This window comes from Sphingobacterium sp. KH_072 (assembly GCF_057837975.1).
This window is the reverse complement of record NZ_CM174457.1, coordinates 2,259,020-2,282,394: the sequence shown is the minus strand read 5'-3', so window position 1 is coordinate 2,282,394 and position 23,375 is coordinate 2,259,020. Positions and strand designations below refer to the sequence as shown.

At 44.3% G+C, this 23,375-nt stretch carries 16 protein-coding genes; 11 read left to right on the top strand and 5 right to left on the bottom strand.

Translation table 11 applies throughout. The annotated features are described in order from the left end of the window. Nucleotides 1-7 precede the first annotated feature (7 nt). The 4 genes from AC3IRT_RS10510 to AC3IRT_RS10495 all read left to right on the top strand — a co-directional run bounded on the left by AC3IRT_RS10510 (nucleotide 8) and on the right by AC3IRT_RS10495 (nucleotide 4,938). Nucleotides 8-1,849, top strand: coding sequence for an FAD/NAD(P)-binding protein (locus AC3IRT_RS10510; protein WP_489393206.1), 1,842 nt, complete (start codon nucleotides 8-10; stop codon nucleotides 1,847-1,849). Beyond that, nucleotides 1,821-3,263, top strand: coding sequence for an alanine racemase (locus AC3IRT_RS10505; protein WP_489393205.1), 1,443 nt, complete (start codon nucleotides 1,821-1,823; stop codon nucleotides 3,261-3,263). The genes AC3IRT_RS10510 and AC3IRT_RS10505 overlap by 29 nt, the downstream gene beginning before the upstream one ends. Nucleotides 3,264-3,687: 424 nt before the next feature. Then, on the top strand, nucleotides 3,688-4,101 hold the full coding sequence (locus tag AC3IRT_RS10500; RefSeq protein ID WP_489393204.1) for a hypothetical protein: 414 nt from the start codon (nucleotides 3,688-3,690) through the stop codon (nucleotides 4,099-4,101). A gap of 96 nt (nucleotides 4,102-4,197) precedes the next feature. Next, on the top strand, nucleotides 4,198-4,938 hold the full coding sequence (locus tag AC3IRT_RS10495; protein ID WP_489393203.1) for an SDR family oxidoreductase: 741 nt from the start codon (nucleotides 4,198-4,200) through the stop codon (nucleotides 4,936-4,938). 96 nt (nucleotides 4,939-5,034) lie between these two features. Here the strand turns inward: AC3IRT_RS10495 and gdhA are convergent, their stop codons facing one another. Continuing rightward, entirely contained in the window at nucleotides 5,035-6,369 is a 1,335-nt protein-coding gene (gdhA, locus tag AC3IRT_RS10490) for an NADP-specific glutamate dehydrogenase (protein ID WP_489393202.1), read from the bottom strand. A 326-nt stretch (nucleotides 6,370-6,695) separates the two neighbouring features. Between gdhA and AC3IRT_RS10485 the strand changes: the two genes are divergently transcribed. From AC3IRT_RS10485 to AC3IRT_RS10465, 5 genes are all read left to right on the top strand, one after another. Then, nucleotides 6,696-7,292, top strand: a complete 597-nt coding sequence (locus tag AC3IRT_RS10485; RefSeq protein WP_489393201.1) for an RNA polymerase sigma factor — start codon at nucleotides 6,696-6,698, stop codon at nucleotides 7,290-7,292. Nucleotides 7,293-7,370: 78 nt separating this feature from the next. After that, nucleotides 7,371-8,480 carry a FecR family protein gene (locus AC3IRT_RS10480; protein ID WP_489393200.1) on the top strand — a complete coding sequence of 370 codons (1,110 nt, stop codon included), beginning with the start codon at nucleotides 7,371-7,373 and terminating at the stop codon, nucleotides 8,478-8,480. Nucleotides 8,481-8,483: 3 nt separating this feature from the next. Then, nucleotides 8,484-11,576, top strand: a complete 3,093-nt coding sequence (locus AC3IRT_RS10475; RefSeq protein ID WP_489393199.1) for a SusC/RagA family TonB-linked outer membrane protein — start codon at nucleotides 8,484-8,486, stop codon at nucleotides 11,574-11,576. 18 nt (nucleotides 11,577-11,594) lie between these two features. Beyond that, nucleotides 11,595-13,163, top strand: a complete 1,569-nt coding sequence (locus tag AC3IRT_RS10470) for a RagB/SusD family nutrient uptake outer membrane protein (protein WP_489393198.1) — start codon at nucleotides 11,595-11,597, stop codon at nucleotides 13,161-13,163. Between the two features lie 87 nt (nucleotides 13,164-13,250). Next, nucleotides 13,251-15,167, top strand: coding sequence for an alkaline phosphatase (locus tag AC3IRT_RS10465; RefSeq protein WP_489393197.1), 1,917 nt, complete (start codon nucleotides 13,251-13,253; stop codon nucleotides 15,165-15,167). A gap of 165 nt (nucleotides 15,168-15,332) precedes the next feature. Here the strand turns inward: AC3IRT_RS10465 and AC3IRT_RS10460 are convergent, their stop codons facing one another. Beyond that, the gene (locus tag AC3IRT_RS10460; RefSeq protein WP_489393196.1) at nucleotides 15,333-15,650 is read right to left on the bottom strand and encodes a hypothetical protein; all 318 of its coding nucleotides are present in this window, start codon (nucleotides 15,648-15,650) and stop codon (nucleotides 15,333-15,335) included. Between the two features lie 146 nt (nucleotides 15,651-15,796). Between AC3IRT_RS10460 and AC3IRT_RS10455 the strand changes: the two genes are divergently transcribed. Together AC3IRT_RS10455 and AC3IRT_RS10450 are read left to right on the top strand one after the other, a co-directional pair. Then, entirely contained in the window at nucleotides 15,797-16,915 is a 1,119-nt protein-coding gene (locus AC3IRT_RS10455) for a vWA domain-containing protein (protein WP_489393195.1), read from the top strand. 91 nt (nucleotides 16,916-17,006) lie between these two features. Next, a complete protein-coding gene (locus AC3IRT_RS10450; protein ID WP_489393194.1) occupies nucleotides 17,007-18,473 on the top strand; it encodes a MoxR family ATPase in 1,467 nt (488 codons plus the stop codon). Here AC3IRT_RS10450 and AC3IRT_RS10445 read toward each other — a convergent pair. The 3 genes from AC3IRT_RS10445 to AC3IRT_RS10435 form a co-directional block, all read right to left on the bottom strand. Then, nucleotides 18,470-19,615, bottom strand: a complete 1,146-nt coding sequence (locus AC3IRT_RS10445; protein ID WP_489393193.1) for a PepSY-associated TM helix domain-containing protein — start codon at nucleotides 19,613-19,615, stop codon at nucleotides 18,470-18,472. The genes AC3IRT_RS10450 and AC3IRT_RS10445 overlap by 4 nt on opposite strands. A 90-nt stretch (nucleotides 19,616-19,705) precedes the next feature. Beyond that, nucleotides 19,706-20,935 carry a DUF4374 domain-containing protein gene (locus AC3IRT_RS10440; RefSeq protein WP_489393192.1) on the bottom strand — a complete coding sequence of 410 codons (1,230 nt, stop codon included), beginning with the start codon at nucleotides 20,933-20,935 and terminating at the stop codon, nucleotides 19,706-19,708. Between the two features lie 14 nt (nucleotides 20,936-20,949). Continuing rightward, nucleotides 20,950-23,358 (bottom strand): TonB-dependent receptor, encoded by a 2,409-nt coding sequence (locus tag AC3IRT_RS10435; protein ID WP_489393191.1) that lies wholly within the window; start codon nucleotides 23,356-23,358, stop codon nucleotides 20,950-20,952. Between the last annotated feature and the right edge of the window lie 17 nt (nucleotides 23,359-23,375).

Genomic DNA, 23,375 nt, shown 5'->3' with positions numbered 1-23,375 from the left:
ATAGCGTATGATTTGGAAAAAAGAGCATTTGTATGCAGAAGCGAAGCAAGCACCAGACCTCATTAGCCACCTCATCACCACCGTCAACGAGCTCAATAGCAATGCGCATCCTAATGGAACAAAACACATTGGTATTGTCGGTGGTGGCCCGAAGGGAATGTATGCTTTAGAGCGCTTGTTACATAAGATACAACAAGTGCAGCAGGAAGATCCCATACAGATTGTATGGTTTAATGAAAGCCCACACTTTGGTAGTGGGAATAATTATTCCGTACATCAACCCGATAATTTGCTCATCAATTACTGCATTGGCAATATAGATGGTTGGCTTCGTGACGAGGTAAATACGGCCGTTAATGAACAGCTTTCTTTGACGGACTGGGTTGTTAAACATCAGAATACTGATGTGGAGGTAGCTCCCACGGATTTTGCATCGCGCGCATTAGTCGGTTATTATTTACAGGATATTTTGACGCAGCTTCATTTATCCTTACCAGTTCAGGTAACATTATCGCTTATTGTGGGCGCTGTACAAGATATTTCGTATACCAATCAATTCAAGATTTCCTTAGCAAATGCAGATGATACTCTGATGGTAGATTATCTCTTATTGGCCACAGGACATTGCTACGAAAATGTTCCGCCCTTCAAGCTCACAGCAGATCAGTCACCCTACGAATACATTGCAAGCGCGTATCCTGTTAATCGTTTAGACGTTTTACCAAAAGAACAGCCAGTAGCTGTCATGGGACTCGGACTTACCTTTATTGATATCTGTCTGCAATTGACAGAAGCTAGAGGTGGTATTTTTGATGATATTGGACGATACATTCCATCTGGAGAAGAACCTATCATCTATCCCTTTAGCCGAAGTAATTTACCCATTCAGCCACGCGGCCCAATATATGGTGATGCGCGGTATGCTGTTCGTGCACACACGAAGCAAGCACTACAAATCTTGGTAGATGAGCGAACCGACCGGAAAATCGACTTCCAACAAGAAGTACTACCCGTTATCAATGCGGAAATACAATTTGCATACTACAGCACACTGTTGCAATCTTCTCAAGAAGAAGCCGTGGAACAATACATCAATGGCCTATCGGCCGATGAAATTTTCTCGATTGAGCAATTGTTGTTTCCAGAAATAGCATCTTCTAGAAACCGGCATCAGGCTACGAAAAAATATCTGGATGAAAGCATCCAAAGGGCACAAGAAGGGGAGTTAAGCAATCCTTTTATGGCGGCGGCGGCGGTATGGCGCGAACTAACGCCGTTAATTGGTGATTTGTACAATTTCGGAGGTCTTACTCCCGAAAGTCAGGAATATCTGGACAAGCGATTGTGGAGTGCGTGCTGCCGTACGAGTTTTGGGCCGCCGATCGCCAATATGCAAAAGATCAGCGCACTGGCCGATGCGGGAATTATCCAGTTTAACATTCCATCGCAATCACAGATCAGCTACAATCCCGACAAACATAATTTTGAGATCGGCACCGAAGAAGAGCAGTACACCGTATCATATCTAATCGATGGTCGCATTGCGCGCAGCGAGCTGGTGCGCGAAAATTCTGCTTTATACAATCGTTTGGCTGAGCGTGGGTTGATCCAAATTTTCCAGAATGGTAGTTATCAGCCCGGTTGTATCGCTATCGAGCAGGATGGCAGAACAAAATCTACCCTCGATAATCAGCAGATTCCACTTTACTTCTATGGTACGCCGACAGAAGGCATATTATTTGACAATGATTCCCTTTCGAGGGTTCGAAACAATTTGGCTAGTCCTTGGGCAGACCGTATTCTACAATTAATCAATACACATGACACTTACACATACCACGAAAGATAAGAATTACTTACCGCTTACGCCGATTATGCATTCTTGGATGAAGGATTTGGTGACCAACTCATCGTTACTACATGAGTCTGTAGCGAAATTCAGTTCGCCACTTAACATACAATCTTTAGCACCTTTCGAAGAGAACATACGTGCTTTCAAATCGGTTTTTGACAAATACCAACTCCAACATCGCGTTTATTTTGCGCGCAAAGCAAACAAATGCGTTACCTATACCAAATACGCAGCAGAACTCGGAGAGGGCGTCGATACCGCTAGTTTTGAGGAGCTAGCGCAATGTCTGGAAGCGGGGATCAATCCCGCTCAACTTATATCGACCGCTGCTGTAAAAACGCGACGATTAATGGAATTGTCGGTAGATAATCATGTGACGATCATCATCGATAATCTGGATGAACTGGACTTATTAGAAGATGTTACTGCACGCACAGGGAAGCAAGGTAATATCAGTCTGCGTGTGGGCGGATTTACGATGGATGACCGTACATTGCACACGCGATTTGGTTTCTCCATTTCGGATGCGCAGAAGTTGATATTGGAGAATTTAGCGCATCACCCGATGCTTAACTACGTCGGTTTGCATTTTCATCTCAACGGCTATTCCATCCCAGAGCGTGTTGCCGCTATCGGGCAGTGTATTCACCTAATCGATGCGCTTAAAGAGCAGAACGTGAACACTTTACACTTGGATATTGGTGGCGGTTATCTCGTCAACTATCTGAAGGATCAATCAGAATGGGAAAATTTTCATAGCGAACTCAAACGCGCATTGTTAAACGAACGTCCAGAACTGACTTATCTGAATGACCCGTTAGGAATCGTGAAGATTGAAAATACACTACACGGAGAGGCAAAGGTTTATCCGTATTACAATGAAGTATACAAAGAGGGTTTTCTAGAGAGCGTATTGACCAGCTATGTTACCGGTTATGATGCACCAATTCACCAGTTGCTGCAAGATCGGCAGATTGAGGTTCGTATAGAACCGGGGCGATCACTTTTGGACCAGACTGGTATCACGGTAGCGCGCGTCGCATTTCGCAAGTATGATTCTGCCGGAAATTTGTTGGTTGGTTTGGAAATGAACCGGACGCAAATGAAAAGCTCCAGTGCCGATTTTCTTTTAGATCCTATTCATTTGCCACAGAACTCATCTGCTGCAACAGATTCGTCAAGTGAAGAGCAACCAGCGTTCGGTTATTTGGTTGGCGCGTATTGTCTGGAACAAGAGTTCATTCTACTTCGTAAAATCAAATTTAAAGAAATGCCAACCGTTGGCGATCTTGTGGTTTTTGTAAATACCGCAGGCTATATGATGCATTTCTTCGAATCTCAAGCCCATCAATTTGCACTCGCAGAGAATGTGTTTTATGGTGAGGATAAAGAATTTAGTGTAGATAGTTGATAGGGTTCAAACAGCAACTTCGTCATTACTAACAGGCACGACGAAGTAATATATTATGATTCTAAGCTACTTTCTTTCGATTAATTTTTCCAACCTATCAATCATTTCCGGCTGCTGATTTTTCATCAATCCACTAAACTTTGTGATTATGGGAGAGTCGAAATTACAAATCGATTATTATGAAAAAACTCGCGCTACTACTATTTCTGACTGGTATTAACTGGGGACTACTTGCACAAAGACAATTAGTAGATGTCGACTAGTAGATGTCGACATATTCGGAGATCTAACCTATCGCAGCAATGCGGGTGATTACCGAGCGACTTTAAAGAAAAACATCTTTGACGATCTGGTTTTTAGCGACAATAAGCGCAATGAGATCACCTTTGAGAAGAAATACTTACTGGAGCAATATCCGGGCATTTTGACAAATAATAACCAGAAGCGGACGATATTCCTAGACTTGATTCGCGAGAATCGTAGGAGTGAAGATTACAAAGCGAAATACAAGATTGATATACTCGACAGACTCATTATCGAAGATAATAGAGGTTACAAAGTAGAAGAGAAAAAAGATATTTTCGATTTCGTACAGCGAAACGAAACGATCAATGGCCAAAATATACGTGTTCGCAGGACTTTCGGTGATGCATACGAATATACTAGGGGATTAGATAGAGCTACACTACAAAACGGTATTGCCAACAAACGCATTTATGAAGATAGCTTTGGCAATAAACTTGAATTTACGGTAGAAACGTGGAAACGATTAGTAAACCGATACAAGACAGAGGAAGATGCGTTTATATTTTTGATAGATCAATATTTTGTTCATTAAATCTTTTTGGACTAGGCCATACTTGAATACACTGCTGTGATATTCTTGTTAAACCATTCTAGTATATTTGTGATACTACGCAAATAACAGATACACATGAAAAGATTAGAAGACAAAGTAGCGATCGTGACCGGGTCTTCACGCGGTATAGGTGCTGCAATCGCGCGACAATTGGCAACGGATGGTGCTAAATTAGTCGTTAATTACGCAGGGAGTCAGTCCGATGCTGAATCGGTTGTGGCTGATATCAAATCTGCTGGTGGCGAAGCGATTGCCGTACGTGCCGATGTGAGCAAAGCAGATCAAGTTACTGCTTTGTTTGATGCGGCCCTTGCGCGCTTCGGCAAAGTCGATATCCTAGTGAACAACGCAGGGATTATGATTACCAAGCTCTTAAAAGATACAACAGAAGAAGACTTTGATCAGCAATTTAACATTAACGTCAAGGGCACGTTTCTCACGATGCGAGAAGCTGCTACCAAGTTAGAAGATCATGGTACAATTATCAATTTCTCCACCTCGGTAAATCGAGGTATTATGCCGACATATAGCACATACGTAGCTACCAAATCTGCTGTAGAGCAGTTAACTCGGGTATTTGCAAAGGAAATTGGCAGTCGTGGTATCACCGTCAATTCGGTATCTCCAGGGCCAACTAATACTGAACTCTTTTTGAATGAAAAACCTCAGCAAGCTATTGATGGCGCAAAATCATTGTCGCCATTCAATCGTTTGGGTGAGCCAGAAGACATCGCCAGCGTAGTATCTTTCTTAGCTAGCGCAGAAGCGAAATGGATTAGTGCACAGAATATTGGTGTCAACGGAGCGATGAGCTAGTGGCCGGAGCGATCAGTTAAGCGAAATACAAAAGGCAGATTGTACCTTAAGCACAATCTGCCTTTTATAGTAAAAAAACCTTTTCCTATTACTGGATTAAACAGCGCCCTGATCCATCATCGCACCGGCAACTTTGATAAATCCGCCGATATTTGCTCCTTTGAGGTAGTTGGGAATGCTCGTTTTGCTATCCCCGTACTTAATACACGTTTCGTGGATATTCTGCATAATCTGTTTAAGTCGTTCATCGACCTCCTCGCGTGACCACGACTGACCGATCGCATTTTGCGACATTTCTAAACCCGATACTGCGACGCCACCAGCATTAGCTGCCTTCGCAGGGCCAAATAAAACCTCATTTTCCCTAAACAACTGAATCGCTTTGGCTGTAGATGGCATGTTGGCACCTTCTGCGACCAATATGCACCCAGATTTGATTAAGCGCTCGGCATCCTCGGCATCCAATTCGTTTTGCGTAGCACAAGGAAGTGCGATGTCGCAGGCGAATTGCCAAGGCTTCTCGTCCGCATGGAAGGTAGCTTTTGGATATTTCGATGTGTATTTTTCCAATTCGCGCCCAAGCGCGGCAATGTGGGCTAGTTTTTCCGAATCAAAGCCCTCTTTATCATGCAGCGTTCCCGAACTATTCGAAAGCGTAATTACTTTTGCGCCAAGTTCGATGGACTTTTCGGCAGCGTATTGCGCTACGTTTCCAGCTCCCGAGATACACACAACCAGTCTACTAATATCTTTTTTCTGATGGGAAAGCATTTCTTGCACAAAGTACAGCAATCCGTAACCGGTTGCTTCTGGACGAATATAGGAACCACCCCAAGCCGTATCTTTTCCCGTGAGTACACCCGTAAAATGATTGCGCAAACGCTTGTACTGGCCGAATAGAAAACCGATTTCTCTTCCACCAACGCCAATATCGCCGGCAGGTACATCCGTATCCGACCCGATATGACGATGCAGCTCCGTCATAAAACTTTGGCAAAACCGCATAATCTCATTATCGGATTTCCCCTTCGGATTAAAGTCCGAACCTCCTTTGCCACCGCCTAAAGGTAGTCCGGTAAGGCTGTTTTTAAAAACCTGTTCAAACGCCAGAAACTTCAATATACTGAGATTGACCGTCGGGGAGAAACGCAAACCGCCTTTAAAAGGACCGATTGCACTATTCATCTGTACACGATATCCACGGTTTACTTGTACTTCCTGATTGTCATCTAACCAAACCACACGGAAACTAACGACGCGTTCTGGTTCTGTAATACGTTCTACGATTTTTGCCTGCAGCCAATCTTGATGATTTTCTTGCATGTAAGGTATGACGTCTTCCATGACTTCATCCACTGCTTGTAAAAATTCTGGCTGGTGTTGATTTCGTTCCGCAATGCTATGGAGCATGCTTTCGTAAGTTTCTATCATCTATAACTTTATTTCTATTTTTGATTGGTACGGGAGTGTACATACAGCATCATAACGATATGCTATATGCAAATTAAGATTTATTCGATAAACAGCACAAAAATTGCGCGGATTAATTTCATTTTTTTTGGAAACGCTTCTCCGTGTATCCAGATTGATATATTTTGGATATATCTAACGAGTATGACATGGAAAAACATCCGTAAAAGGTACCATACACTCAGACTTTTTTAATAATTTGATAACATAACGAGCTGATGATCGCCCAGCGTTTTTAGATATTTTTGTCCCAAATTCTCCACCCACAGGGGATTTTGCACATCGGTATGAAAAGCGATTACCTAGAACAACAAGACGTACAGCAACTGGCTGCAGGCGATATTAGCGCCTTCAACCGCCTGTATGCACACTATCATAAGCAAGTGCACGCCAATATTTTGAAACTGGTACACTCGCCCGAGCGAGCTAGCGAGTTGCTTCAAGATGTATTTGTGTCGCTATGGCAAAATCGTTTCAAATTCGGATCTAGGGAATCTGTTGGCGGTTGGCTCTTTGTGGTGAGCTATAATAAATCCTTGAATAGCATTCGCCAGAAACTCAGAGAGACCGTAGAGTACGTAGCCGAGTATCCACATCTTTCAATCATGACCGATCGCTCCGAAGATGATGAGGAACTCAACCGGCAATTGGCGCTGATTGATGACGCTATTGAAATACTTCCTGCGCGCAAAAAAGAAGTATTTAAGCTGTGCCGCTACGAAGGTCGCTCCAAAGCAGATGTCGCAGCGAGGCTCGGCATCAGCCAACAATCGGTTTCCGATTACCTCAAACAATCCAACAAAGCCATCAAAATGCATGTCATGCAACACTATACTTCGTACGTGCCGGAAGTGGTTTTGCTGTCTTTTTTATTGCAATTCTAAACTTTCCATTTACAATTTGTTCATCATTACTTAACCTAAAAAGGCATCCCCAAACGGGCTACATCGGTGTATTTACTCATGATGAAACACCTGATTGGAAAACGTATTGCTGCTTTATGGAAAGGACTGTTGAGTCCAAAAGAAAAAGAAAATCTTTTGGCAGACCTGGAGATACACGAGAGTGATCTCAGAAGTGAGCTGGAGAAATCTTTTGCCGATAATAAGCAACCAGAGCAGACCAATCTGCTATCCGATCCGGAATACGCAGCTATATTGCGCCATGTACATGCTAAGATCGATGTTCAAAAGCAAAAACCGCGTCGCATCTTCCAACCTTGGGCAGCTGCAGCAGCTATTGTGTTATTGCTTGGTGTTGCGGGATTAACTTTCACCTACCAAACTCCCCAAGAACAAAGTGCTTCATTCGCACACGCGAATGCCCAACCAAACGATACCATTACCTTACGCAATAGCACAGCACAAGATAGCATCGCTCATTTAAAAGATGGTTCTATCGTAACGTTATCAGCCGGTGCGCAGCTCGCTTATTCACGTCAGTACGGTGAGTATGATCGCGTGCTGCATTTACAAGGTAAGGCCAAATTTGAAGTGGCTCATGATACGTCAAGACCTTTTGTGGTGTGGACGGATCAATACAGTACGACCGCACTGGGTACGATCTTTTTGATTGATGCAAACTTCAAGCAGCAGATCGATATTGCGCTCTTGTCCGGCAAAATCGTCGTGAAGAAGGCAGCTCCAGTTGGTCGCGCTATGGAAGATCAGTACCTAGCAGCAGGGGATAAGTTATCCATTGATCGCCAAAATGAAAGGTTCGTATTTATCCCAGCAAAACAGATCAAACCTATTGATGCTCCGCCAACAGTGTTACCAGAAAACATTCCTGTGGAGCCAACTTTGGAATTCGCGGATGCCCTATTACAATCAGTTTTTGAAACCATTGCCATACGGAAACAAATCCAAATTAGCACGACAGATCTAGATCTTGATGGATTGACATTTACCGGTGAGTTTTTAGAATCAGAATCTGCTGCTACCATGATTCGTGTGATCTGTCAGATGAATAATTTGCACTGCGAAGAATCACCAAATGGCTTAATCATTAGTCATAAAACGTCCTTAAATCAAACAGTTCCTACCGAAATAAAAAACCAAACAACAAATTAATAGATGAAAAAGAGAAGCATTTTTAGAAATGTTCGGCTAGCTATGAGTGGAGTTGCATTCTTCCTCGCGGCCAATGCTTGGGCACAATCTACCGGTCAATTGCGCGGTACGATTATGGACAATACCGGCACGTACATTCCAGGTGCCAATGTGCAATTGTTAGACGCAAACGGAAAATCCGTAGCTCAGGTATCTACCGATGCCAAAGGTATGTTCGTCTTGGAAGGCGTGAACGCTACGACGCCATACCGCATTCGCGTGAGCATGGTGGGCTATCAGTCTTATGAGATGGCCAACAAAGCACTGAATGCAGGCGAGAGCAGCTCCATGTTAATCCGGCTAGAGCAACAACAATCCGAATTGGATGAGATTGTTGTCGTGGGGTACGGCCAACAACGTCGTGGCGATTTGACAACAGCGGTAAGTTCGTTACCTGATGTCGCCGATCAAGTCAATCGGCCGCTCAGCAATATTGCGGATATGATGCAAGGTAATGTGGCCGGTCTTACGGTGATGGCGCCAAGTGGCGACCCAAGTGCCAATCCAAAAGTAATGGTGCGTGGTATGGGTACGCTAAATCCTGAAGAACCATTATATGTGGTAGATGGCATGCCGTACTACGGCGGGCCAATCAACCCAAACGATATTGAGAAAGTAGATATCTTGAAAGATGCGGCTGCCGCCGCTATTTATGGTGCGCAAGCATCTTCTGGTGTGATTGTGATTACTACCAAAAGTGGTAAATCTGGTGAGCCAAGACTCAATGTAGACCTTTACCGCGGTTGGCAAACGGCCACCAACTTGCCAAGTGCGCTAAACGCAGCACAATATGCTAACGCATATAATCAGGCGTACATCACCAGTGGCTTGAGTCCGCAAGCTGGCCACGACGCGCAGCAAAATCCATGGAGCCAGATTACGCGCACCAATTGGATGGACGAAGTTTTCCAGACGGGCGATATCTTGAATGCTAACGTCCAATTGTCTGGTGGCGGAGTGCAGTCGCGCTACAGTAGTTCTTTTGGATACCATGACCGAGAGGGATTACTCTTGAATACAGGTTACAAGCGTTTAACTTATCGTCTCAAGTCTGAGTTTGACCTGATGGATCGAGTAACTATTGGGCAAAATTTTTATGTCGATCACACCACAACACGTGGTACAAATACAACGAGTAGCTATAGTGGTGCTATCATTAATGCAATTTACATGAATCCCGCAGCACCCGTATACGACGAGTTGGGTAATTTTCATGGAACAGTTCCAAGCGATTTGTCCGGATTTTCTAGTATCTATGGCGATACGTACAATCCGGTAGCGCTTTTGTTGAGACCTACGGTCAATAACCCAACCTTGAACCTCAACGGAAATGCTTTTGCGAAAGTGGATATTATGGATGGATTGACATTCAAATCTAACTTTGCACTGAATCTACGCAAGTATTCGCTAAAACGATTTGATCCCAAAATACCAGAAATTGGTCGTGCCAATCTAAATAATTACCTCACACACGAAGAGTCTACAGAAAATCGCTGGATTTGGGATCAGCAGTTGAATTATACCAAAAGCTTTGGTAATCATAATTTAGATGTGGTAGCGGTATATTCAGCGCAGAAAACCCGTTATGAGCAGTATTATGTGCAAGGAATGGGCTTCGAGCGGGAAGATGATTGGTATCAATACATTGGTAACGCCGCATCGTTGCCAACATTGCCTACGAGCAGCGTTTGGGAAGATGCCTTGACTTCGGCCATCGGACGGGTAAACTATAACTACGCCAGCCGTTACTTCATTGGTGCTAGTATTCGTAAAGATCGCACGTCCCGTTTGCCAATGGCTAATCGTTCAGATGTATTTCCTTCGGTATCCGGTGCTTGGAAAATTTCTTCAGAGCCTTTCTTCAACAGTTCGATTATTAATGATTTAAAAGTGAGAGCATCTTGGGGACAAATCGGTAATATTCAATCCGTAGATCGCTATGCGTTCAATATTCCTTTGTCTACCGGAACCGCTACTCCGATTGGTGCAGACGGACAGTTAATTCGACATTTTGCGGTCAATAAGCAGTACAATCCCAATCTTTTATGGGAGATTTCTCAATCTTTCGATGTTGGTTTAGATATGACCTTGATGGACAAGATCACGATTGCGGCCGATTACTACGAGAAGAAAACCTTGGGTATGGTGTATACGAATGATGCAAATCCGCATGCTGGTTTCGCGCAGGGTCCCACATCTAATATCGGCGATGTATTGAACAGAGGTTTTGAAGGAACCGTACGTTACAACGATAGTTTTAAAGATTGGCGTTGGAGTATGCAAGCCAATATTGCCGTCAACAACAATAGGGTACTGCACTTAGATGGGTTTTTCAATGATTTTATCCAACACCCAGACAATGTGCGTAATGTCTTGCTTCCTTATCGTTCTACTCCTGGTCAGCGTCTGTACTCGTATTATTTAATTCCACAAGAAGGCATATTTAATTCGCAAGCCGAAGTAGATGCGCATGCGGTCAATGGTCAGCTTATTCAGCCGCAAGCACGCCCTGGAGATTTTCGTTTCGTGGATACCAATGGTGATGGTCGTATCAATGACGATGACCGCATATATATGGGCAGTGCTATTCCTAAATTTACTTACGGTTTCTCTTTCAACGTCGATTACAAGCGATTTGACCTGAACGTATTGACTTATGGTGTATCAGGATCGAAGATCTTCAATGGTTATAAATACACGGCGTACAATGCGGCATCAAACGGGTATAACTTGGATAGCCGCGTGCTTGGTGCTTGGACACCACAGAATACCAATACAGATATCCCAATTCTTTCCCGTCAGGATCCAAACAACAACTTCGGTACAGCGTCTGACTGGTATTTAGAAAACGGCGATTATTTCCGTATCAAAAATATCACGCTAGGATATACGGTAGCTCTTGGGAAATTGCAAACAAGAATTTACGTAGCTGCCGAAAATCCATTCACCTTTACTGCCTATTCGGGAATAGATCCAGAGGTGGGTAGTGTAGGACTCGACGTAGCGAATTATCCTTTAGCTAAAACGTATACGGTAGGACTAAATGTCAATTTTTAAACTGAAATATTTTAGAAGATGTCTTTAAAAATAAATAAATATATCGCGTTGGCCTTATTGGGTATAGGGATATTCGCGCAGTCATGTTCGACTGATTTTACCGATCTTACTCCTGAGGGTTCGATTACTGATGCCAATTATTGGAAGACCGAGGCCGACGCTGTCGCTGCTGCAAATGGTTTGTATGAGCACTTTAATGATGGAGATATGTTTGGTCGTGCGATGTTTTGGTTAGTCAATGCATCCGACGATGTAGTCACTGGCCGTACCGATGCGGGATCTGCTGCCGTGCGCAATTTTACGGCTAACGGTGGCGAGAGCCGAATTAATCCCGTCTATAAGCGTCTATATCAAATCGTACAGCGTGCTAATACCATCATTAGCAAAGTACCTGCCATGGAGATTCAAGAATCGACCAAGCAGCGCGTTTTAGGCGAGGCACATTTTATGCGTGCATATGCCTATTTCTATATAGCGCAGCATTACGGAGATCATCGTGCAGGTGTGCCTATTGTGACTGAAGCAAATATGTTGGAGACAAGCTTTGAGCGTCCACAAAGTGTTGTTGAAAACTGGAGTATGATTCAAGACGACTTATTAAAGGCAGCTGACCTGTTGCCATTAGTTACCGCTTATGGTTCCGCTGATTTGGGTCGTGCTAATAAAGATGCAGCCTATGCCTATTTGGCCAAAGCCAACTTACAATGGGCACGTTACGATGCGACGAAGTGGGCCGAGGTGGTGAAGTACTGCGATCTAGTCACTAATTCTGGCTCGGGCCGTAAACTCATCGATACGAATACGCCAACCGAAGATTTTGCGAGTGTATTTTATATTCGCAATAACTATTCTTCGGAATATATTTTTTCTATCGTATCCAATAAAGTTCGCGGATCTATCTTGCCAGCAGTCATGTTTGAAAACACGGGCTACGGATTGTATAATGGCTGGGGATACTTTCATCCTACTTTGGAATTGTATAATTCCTTCGAGGTGGGCGATGCACGCAAGAAAGCAACGATCTTAGAATTTAACGATACCTACACACTCTTCGGTGCAGAGCGTAAATATTACTCTTCTAACTCACAAACTGGTTTCCAATTTAATAAGTATATGGAGCCATTTCGCTATCCAATCTCGCAGCATTTGAATCCCGACGGGAACTATCCGACTTCGGACCTTAATGTACCTTTGGTGCGTTACGCGGATATTTTGCTTATGAAATCTGAGGCGCAACTGATGCAAAACCAAAATGGTGACGCGGGCATCAATCTGGTACGTGATCGGGCTGGTTTAGCGACAATCACAGGAGCAACAATGGCAGATTTGAAGCGCGAACGCCGCTCTGAGTTTGCTGGAGAATATACCGATAGACACTCCGATTTAGTGCGCTGGGGCGATGCACAAGCCGCGTATGCCAAGCCAGCAACAGGACGTCAGCATATCGACAAAAGTAATCCAGCGTCTAGTTTTACCGTTATTTCGGTTTGGCCTGCTCGCAGATTCGATCCTGCCATACACCACGTTTGGCCTATTCCGCCACAGGATTTAAGTAATGCAGGAATTGCGCAGAACGAAGGCTGGTAAACAAGATTATAATCAATAAATTTAGCTATGCAAACCCAGAGGTATTACGACGAACTGGGTTCGCATAGCTTTTGAACAATAATAGAGATGATGAGGAATTTTTTGTGGATTGCATTAACTTGGGTTTGTGTAGGTAGTCAGCAACAGCTTATGGCGCAAGAAGCGCCCGATATGCAGCAGCGATTCGAGCAATTGATGTTTGCGGATAAAGCCGCTGGACATTTAGCGGTTTACGGGCACAGTCATAATGATTACGAGCAGGCCATCCCATTTTTAACGGCGTACCATGCCGGGATGGAGTCCATCGAGGTAGATCTGTTTTTACGGAATGACAGCCTGTATGCAGCGCATGACAAAGAAGATATTCAGGTTGGTCGTACTTTAGAGCGATTGTACTTGCAGCCTTTGGCAGCATTATATCGTGCCAATAACAATCGCCCATTCGCCGATGCGAACAAAAATCTACAGCTCTTACTAGATTTCAAAGAAGATTACGAGCGATTGATGCCTGCGCTTATCTCGTTGTTTAAAAAGTATGATTTCCTATTTGATGATCAGCAGTCTGCGCATCCGGTACGTATCTTGATTAGCGGCAATATGCCACCAGCAAAGCTATTTCACCAGTTTCCATCTTGGGTATTGTTTGATGGCCGCCCGAATGTAGAATACACCGAAGAGCAGCGTAAGCATTTGGGGATGATTAGTCAAGATTTGAAGGCTTACAGCCAATGGAATGGCAAAGCTGTTCCTCCAAAAGCTGAAATGCAAAAGATCATGCAGGATAGTCAGCGCGCCAAAGAATGGGGAATTTCTTTTCGCTTGTGGGGCACGGCAGATAATGTGAATACGTGGCTAGTACTAGAGAAAATGGGCGTAAGTTGGCTCAATACCGATCATCCAGCGAAACTAAAAGTCTATCTGGATGAGTTGAATGCTTCCCGTTTTCAGCTCGCCAAGCCTTACGAGGTATATACACCAAACTACAAAACAGACGGAACCGACAAAGAAATTCGCAATGTGATTTTGCTTATTGGTGATGGTATGGGTTTGGGTCATCTGCAAACGGCAATGATTGCCAATCGCGGCGAATCTAATATGCGCAACATGCGGCATATCGGTTTTTCATCGACTACGTCGTATAGCCCAAGCAATACCGATTCTGGTGCCGGTGGAACGGCCATTGCCACGGGGTCAAAAACTTATAATGGATACCTGAGCGTAGATACAAATGTAACCGCCTTGCCCGCTATTCCAGATCGCATCAGAAGTTTGGGAATGCGTACCGGAATTATTTCCACAGGCGACGTTTCGGATGCTACACCAGCATCTTTTTATGCCAAGAATCCAAATCGAAATGCTTCGGAAGCCATTACGCGGTCGCTCTTGACGAATGCGACGGTAGATGTATTGATCGGCGGAACGCCAGCACCTTACCGTACGAAACAATCCTACGAGCAATTGAAAAACGAGTTGACCACGAATGGATTTAACTTGTTGAATAGTGTTTCAGCTTATGAGCAATCTACCGAAGAAAAGATCGTGACCTTTTTGCCAGATTCGCTTACTCGGCCAGTCAAAGAGGGCAGAGGTGCTGTGTTATCGCAATTGTTGAACCTCACGATCGCGAAGCTAGACAAACGCGATAAAGGTTTCTTCATCATGGCCGAAAGTGCGCAAATTGATTACGGCGGTCATGCGCGTGATTTGACTTTTGTAGCGACTGAAACATTGGATTTCGATCAAGCTGTAGGTGAGGCATTGCGCTTTGCGGATGCCGACGGCCATACCTTGGTTTTGGTCACTGCCGACCACGAAACCGGTGCGCTTAGTTTACTGGATGCGGATACCGCAACGGGTAGCATTCAAGGAAATTTCGCCTCAAACGATCATAGCAGCATGCTTGTGCCCGTGATGGCTTACGGTCCCGGCGCGCAGTCTTTTATTGGTTTTTATGAGAATACAGAGATATTTCATCGCTTAATAAAGCTGCTGGAGAAACCGTAATTGTATGTTATCTGTCTTGTATAAAGGGTTGCCCGTTTTTCAGAGGCGACCTTTTTTGTATTATGACAGTATCAATATAAATTATAGTAAAAAGGCGTACGCTAAAATGCGGCAATTCGGTTTTAAGATTGCTTCGTCGTACCTCCGCGCGATGACGTTTGTTCACTATTGATCCGGTCCACAATTAGCACCACAGACGCTAAAATTATTGTACTCATCATACGCAGCACCTAACTTTCCCATGATGGTAATAATACGGTCGATTCGAACCGCGCTTCCATTATCCATTGTTACAAAAAGGCCAGATCCTGTCTCACCCGTTAATTCCATTACTTGACCCACGGTTTCATCGATTATATTCTCCGCGTTAAAATAAAACACTTTGCCCACTGCTTTTTTTTTAATTAAATTTTCAATAATCTCTTGGTATTCCCAAGCGACGGGAAGGTACGAAAGGGTATAGGCTTGTTGCTGCTTCTCCATGTGTTGAATTGTGTCTATTGATTGCGTAGTGACCAGACAAAGTTCGGCTTTTTAAGTTTTCGGTGCGACTGCGTCCTTCTCATGTCAGCGTCATATTGTCTCTATAAAGTGTAAGAATACCAAAAATTATGTCGTAAATTTAAATCATGAGCAATGGGAAGAGAAATAATGGATTTGTGTTCAAGCAGTACGAGGCTCCCTTTCAGACCCCTTTCGACAAGCTTTTCGAAATCTTCAAAGAGCTCATCACACACACATCTGGAGATTTTGATGAAGCTGTGGATTGGCTGCGGCAGTTGGATAAAGAATTTAAACTGACTACACCGGACTATACCGTCGATGATTTTATAGAAGAGCTCAAGAACAAAGGTTACATTCAGGAGCGATCAGATATCGGTGGTAGTGGCGTCGGACTTACGTCCAAGATGGAGAAAGCGTTGCGGCAGAATGCATTGGAACAAATCTTTGGCAAGATGCGAAAAGGCGTTTCTGGAAATCATAAAACAAAATACAGCGGACAAAGCGATGAAAGCACGGGCGATCTGAGAAGTTACCAATACGGCGACAATCTGGATAAAATTTCGCTGACTGAAAGTCTGAAAAATGCACAGGTCAATCATGGCATTGGCGAGTTTAGTCTTTCGGAGAATGATTTAGTCGTAGAAGATACGCAGTTTAAGTCGCAGATGAGTACCGTGCTGATGATCGACATTAGCCATAGTATGATTTTGTACGGTGAAGACCGTATTACGCCAGCTAAGAAGGTAGCTATGGCCTTGTCCGAATTGATTCTGACGCGTTATCCAAAAGATTCCTTGGATGTCATCGTTTTTGGTAATGATGCGTGGCCGATTGCCATCAAGGATTTACCTTACCTACAAGTCGGTCCATATCACACGAATACCGTGGCTGGCGTGCAATTAGCTTTGGATATTTTGCGGCGGAAACGCCATGCCAACAAGCAGATCTTTATGATTACGGATGGCAAACCAAGCTGCTTAAATATGCCCGATGGTACGTATTATAAAAATCCAATGGGCTTGGATCCGCTGATTACCAATAAATGTTACAGCATCGCGGCACAAGCACGTAAGTTGGGTATTCCGATCACTACTTTTATGATTACTTCGGATCCTTATTTACAGGAATTTGTGGATGAATTCACGGCTTCCAATCACGGTAAAGCCTATTACACCGGTTTAGGAGATCTCGGGGAGATGATATTCTCCGATTACGAAGACAACCGCAAGAAACGTATCCGATAAAAACAGGGACTTGGTTTTCGTAGCTAAAATTTGCAGAAAAGCGAAACCATCAAGTCGAGTATAAACACAAGGATTAAGAGATTACAGATTTATGAACTATACAGAAATCACTACGTTTGGCGCGTTGAAAAACGCCAACTATACATCAAGACACATTAAGGAGGAGCTACGCCAAAATCTGATGGAGAAAATTCGCCAAGGCGAAACCGTTTTTGAAGGCGTGCATGGCTATGAAGATACCGTGATCCCCGAATTAGAACGTGCGATTCTTTCTAAACACAACATCAATTTGCTCGGCTTACGCGGACAGGCGAAAACACGTTTAGCCCGTCTGATGATTAATTTGTTGGACGAATATATCCCCGTAGTTGCCGGTTCGGAGATCAATGATGATCCTTTTGAGCCCATTTCTCGGTATGCGGTCGAACAATTGCAGCAGCATGGTGATGATACGCCGATTACTTGGCTGCATCGAAGCGAACGCTTCGCAGAGAAATTAGCGACACCCGATGTGACAGTGGCCGATCTGATTGGCGATGTGGATCCGATCAAAGCCGCGAATCTTAAGTTGAACTACGCCGACGATCGTGTGATTCACTTTGGGATGATTCCGCGCGCCAATCGCTGCATCTTTGTGATCAATGAACTGCCCGATCTGCAAGCGCGTATCCAAGTGGCCTTATTCAACATCTTGCAAGAGGGCGATATACAAATTCGCGGTTTCAAGCTGCGTTTGCCGCTCGATATCCAATTTATATTCACAGCCAATCCAGAAGATTACACCAATCGTGGAAGCATCGTGACGCCATTGAAAGATCGGATAGGATCTCAAATCCTGACGCATTATCCAACCTCGGTCGCGATTGCCAAACGTATCACTGAGCAGGAAGCCGGATTAGAAACGGCACAGAAAGAACAGATTTACGTGCCAGAATTGGCCCGCGATTTACTGGAGCAAATCAGCTTTGAAGCGCGTGAAAGTGATTTTATCGATGCGAAAAGTGGCGTCAGTACCCGAATGGGAATCACGGCATTTCAAAATTTATTGAGCGCTGCCGAGTTGCGCTTGCTCCGTAATGGTGATACGTCTACAGCGATACGTCTGAGCGATTTTATGGGAATCGTGCCGGCCATTACGGGTAAGGTAGAGTTAGTATATGAGGGAGAGCAAGAAGGAGCGGCAACGGTCGCCATTCAGCTGATCGAAAGCGCTGTGAAAACCTTGTTCAGCACGCTGTTTCCAAAAGTAGAAAAATTGGAGCGGGAAAATCAGCGGTATCCGTACGATGATATCGTGCGTTGGTTCTCTGAATCGGATGGCATCCATTTATCAGACGAGGCGAACGATGCGGATTATAGGGAACAATTGGATCAGGTAAAGCCATTGCAGCAGTTGCTGACGCAGTACCAACCCGATACGAAGCCCGAAGATATCTATTTTGTGAGTGAATTCTTGCTGTGGGGACTTACGCTCAATAGTAAATTGAGCAAGTACCGTTCTGGCAAAGGTTCACAGTTTGAGGACAATTTTCATGGATACCTTCGGGATAAGATTTAAACCAGTTGCGGTTTTTTGATGCGTTTGGAGGTTTTCGGTTTTTTCTTCCGTTTATACCACCAGACGTAGAAACCGGTGATCGGCAAGGTAGCGCAGATCAAGCTGGCTAAGAAATAAATGATTTTGGTGGTTAGCCCACCAACATAACCTGTATGCAAGCCAAAGTTGGCGCGTGAAACCCACTCGCCGCCTTTGGCTTCGCTCATGGGTTTTGCCGTGTTGGGCATCAGCTCCAATGTATATCGGTTGAAGCGTAAATCGCGCCAGCTACCATTAATCATATCCGTACAAGCATAGATCACTTCTTCGTCTTCCTCCGGCACGTGTACGATTACGGCATCTTTGTTGACGCTGGCAATCTCGGTGCGCACCTTGTAGAAGATCGAATCGGCAATAGCAAAAGCATCTAACGTATTTGCATCTGTTTCGGGTTTTACCACTTCTTCTGTGTTGCGTGGAGATCGCGGATAACCGCCTGCTAGATCTACCACCGTTTTGCGCAACCAAGGAAAGGACATCATCATGGCGGTAAATGCCATCACTAATGCTACGATTAGAGAATAAAACCCCAACACATTGTGCAAATCATAATTAATTCGTTTCCATTTGGTTTTCCAGTTAATGGTGAAGCTTTGCCTCACCATGCGTTTGTTCCAGCGCTTCGGCCACCAAAGGATAATTCCGGATAAGGTGATCAGGAAGAACAGCAGTGTTCCCCAGCCGGTTATTGGCCGACCAATTTCTGTTGGCATCCAAAGATGACGGTGCCCCTCGTCCATAAAATGGAAAAAGTCTTCATGATCTACCTCCGCGATGATCTGCGCATTGTATGGATTTACATACATCAGCGTATCTCCGTGGTTCACCGCAATTTTGATTGGCTTACCATGCCCATAATACCAGAAACTTTCTAGTTCTTTCTCCGGATGCTGGGCTTTAATTTTTTGATAGACCACGCTCGGTGGTAATAATTCCGTTTGTTCCGAGTTATCAGGCGAGGCACTGTAGAGCCAAGCATATTTAATCTCTTCTTCGAATACCAACGCACAGCCCGTGATGGACAAGATCACCACGACAATGCCTGATGCTAAGCCCAGCCAAAGGTGTAACCAAGCGTTGATCTTTAATAGATTTTTTTTCATGTTTACTATATCTCTTCAGGAATATCTGGTCAAAAAAATATCTTCCTGCCATTTGGTACGGCAAGAAGATATAGGTGTAGATATAGGGTGTTATTTTAGACGGTACAACATCGGAGTGTCTCCGTCGGCACCATCAATACGTGCACCACGAGTCAACTTATCCGAGTTAGAATCGTACTCCCAGATGTAGACGCCGTCCGCTTTAGGATCGTTCACCGCGATATACGCTTTACCATTATGGACCACGCCAGAGCGAGAGTTGCCTACTAATGGGAAATCTAGTTTTTTTACCACTTGTTGTGTGTTTACATCGATGATCAAGTATTCCCACATCGCAGCGTACCACCAGTCGTTGAATTCCTTGATGTTGGTTTGCGTATCATGCGCACTGATCAACATCGCTTTACCATTACCGATATAGGATACACCCAATTGGTTGTCGCCACCGCGCTGCGCGCTGATATTGAAGAAATAGTTGGGATCAATTTTGTCATCGCCATCTTTCACACGATACACGCCCGTAGGCAAGGCCGCTTTACCACCGCCTAATACCGGCATTGGAATCGTCAAGATGTAGGTGTAGCCATTGTCTTTGAAGTTGCTGAAGTACGAGTTACGTACGGTGCCAAGTGGTGCCGAGCGCGCATCTTCACCCGTTTGCTGGAAGTTGCTTAAAGTTGGGTAATCTACCGTACCGGTGTACGATTTATCATAATGTACTTGTGTTTCTTCGTTGTACAATCCGTATCCGATAAACAATTTATTTCCTTGAGGGATCACCGAGAATACACGTCTAGCATGTTTAGCCGGAATGCCTGTTTTATCAAATTCACCACTTTTGGTGACTTCCATTTTCTCCACATCCACTACGGCGTAGAAGTTGTTAGAGCGCGCACCAAACATCAACTCGGTATCGCTCAACCAAGCATGCCATCCCAAGTATAAAGAAGGCAACTGCGAGAAAGGAATTTCGCGGATGGTTTTCAAGACACCATTTTCGAAACGGTATTTTCCGAATTTATTGGCATCAGGATTGACGTGGTAGATATCACGTCCTTTTTGCATTAAATTTTCTTCCCAAGTCAAGATCTCAGATACATTGGTGCCTTTTCCTACTGGAGAAATCACGCCACTCATCAAATCCTCGATAGGCAGCATATAACGACCATTGTCGGTACCGACGATCACCGCAAATTCTGGATCGACGATTTCTTCTGGTGCAGGTGCATCATCTCTACAAGAAGTAGCCGTAAAACCAAGCGTAGCTAAGGCTAGTGCCACGCTCCAAGCCCATTTTTTCGTGTGTTCTAAATTGATCATATCAAATGTGTTAATTAGTAAATATTTAAGTTGTAACGGAATTTCATGGAAATAAACCGACCCGGTTTCTGTAGTTTGGAGTTGTCATACGCAATTTGATTGGTGAGGTTTCTGCCTTCTAAGGTGAAGTTGTACAAGCCCTGTTTGATCGAGTAGGTGATACCCGCATTCTGGATCAATTGTCTTGGGATGTAGTAATTGGTAGAACGATCGCCCAACTTAGACCACGTCGTGGAGTATTCGTTTACGTATTGCATGAACCAGTTGAACTCAATACGTGTTCCTTCCCCCAAAATATCATTCTTACCGATAATGAAATCGGTATTTCCATAGAGCCATGGCTTATCCGGTAAGCGGTTGCCATAGGTTACTTTGATGCGGTTGGTACCACGCACAAACTGCTCACGATCGACCGCACTTTCATAACTACCGTTGATCGTGAATTTCAATAAGTCGCCGTACGAATACGTCATTTCCATTTCGGCACCTTCTACCTTGATACCGCCATAATTGTAGTACTGACTAAAACTCTCGGAAGAGCCCGATACCACACCTGGAGGCGTGCGGTGGATATAGTTGCTCGCGTTGCGGTAGAATATCGCTGCAGTCGCGTAGATACGCTGATTATCTTGGATTTCACCGTTGTAGAATACGCCCAAATTATAATTGTCGCTGCTCTCTGGTACCAGGCCGACGTTGGGATATACATCCACACCATTACCAAATAGTTCGACCAAAGTCGGTAGGCGATAAGCATGCTCATACGAGGCTTTTATTCCTAAGCCATTGGAAAGAAAATAGCTGGATGCGGCACCATAACCCATATAACTTTTCGATTGGCGCGTATCGCTACCATCTTCATTTTCGATACGACCACCAAAGTTGTAGTACTTGGCAAATACCTGATTACGCCATTTTTTGTCGAAAAAATCGTGCATGTAATTCAAGCCTACGATATTTCTACTGACGCTGTTATTCTGACGAAAGCTATGGTTATACGGATCAATCTCGTTGTAACTCTTGCGGTGATTATTGGTAAATGAATGCGTCAGGTTTACCGTTTGTACAGGGTTTATTTCGTAGTTAAACGTGCTCTGCACTAAACTATTATAACCATTATAGTGCTGTATAGATTTAGTTAGGTTGATCTCGCCTGCATCTGGGAAATAGGTGTCTGGCCGCCCATCCCAACGGTATACGCGGTACGAGCTCGTATCGGTCACCACGTTTTTGTCGTTCGCAAAATTGGCGAAGATCGTGGCCGACAAGCCACGCGTAAATAAGTTCTCTTTGCGGTAGCGCAAGCTCGGTACAATACTTTGACTCTTTTCGAATACATGGCCATACACTTTTTGCTGTGTCGCGCCAGTCTGCACTTCGTTGTACACGGTGTTGTGAGTCAGTCCCAAGACAAATACATCTGCCCAACTTTTTCCTGATAATCCGGCTTCTACCTGTGTCATATTCGAGCGGTAGGCATCATGAAAGCGTTTTGCGGAAGCTATGGTATCAAACTGATTGGGATTGTCTCGGTTCACCACATTTAGGAATACACGTGCTTTCGGATTGGTGTACATGCGGTAGTCATTGTCTGAATAGTTGAAGAAAGAGTTGATATTAACGTGCAATCCCTTCTTCGGATCCGTAAAACTCCCACTCAATGCCGCACGATGTGTATTAAAGGAACCATAGCTGTAGCTCATATCAATCGATTTGCGGCGATCGCGTTTGGTAATGATATTTACCGCGCCACCCAGCGCGTCGGAGGTAAGATGCGCGGGAATGACGCCTTTGTACACCTCAATACGCTCCACGATGTTGACCGGAATATTATTAAAAGACATGCCGCTGCCATAGGCTTCGATCGGTACACCATCAATAAAGAATTTGATGTGATTTCCCGACATACCATTGATGGAGAACGAATAACTAGAACCTAGGCCGCCTTGTTCCCGGATTTTGACACCAGTACTGCGATTCAATATTTGGTTAATGTCGGTATTGCTGTTGGCATATTGCTTGGTTTCAATCACGTTGACATTATACCCTGATTGCATGATCTCTTGGGCTTTGCTTTTGCCCTGCACCTGCACCTGCTCGATGTTCTCATCCGATTCTTCTAGCGTAAAGTGGAGGTTGGCCATCGCATTTGCGCCAATGTGCATGGTTTTCCGCTGCGTTTTATAACCCATCAGATACGTTTCGATGGTATAATCGCCTGGTAAGAAGTTTTTTAAAGTAAATTTTCCGGAAGCATCGCTATGCGTCTGCTTTGATTCATGGTCCAGTACGCGGATGGTTACCCCCTCTAATCCCTGATTATTCCTTGTTTTTACCCATCCATTAACTGCATTTCCTTGTCCGTATGACGCACCCACTGCGACGAACAAAAGGAGACAGAGTCTCCATTTCAGACCAAACATATTTTTATTTAGATTAA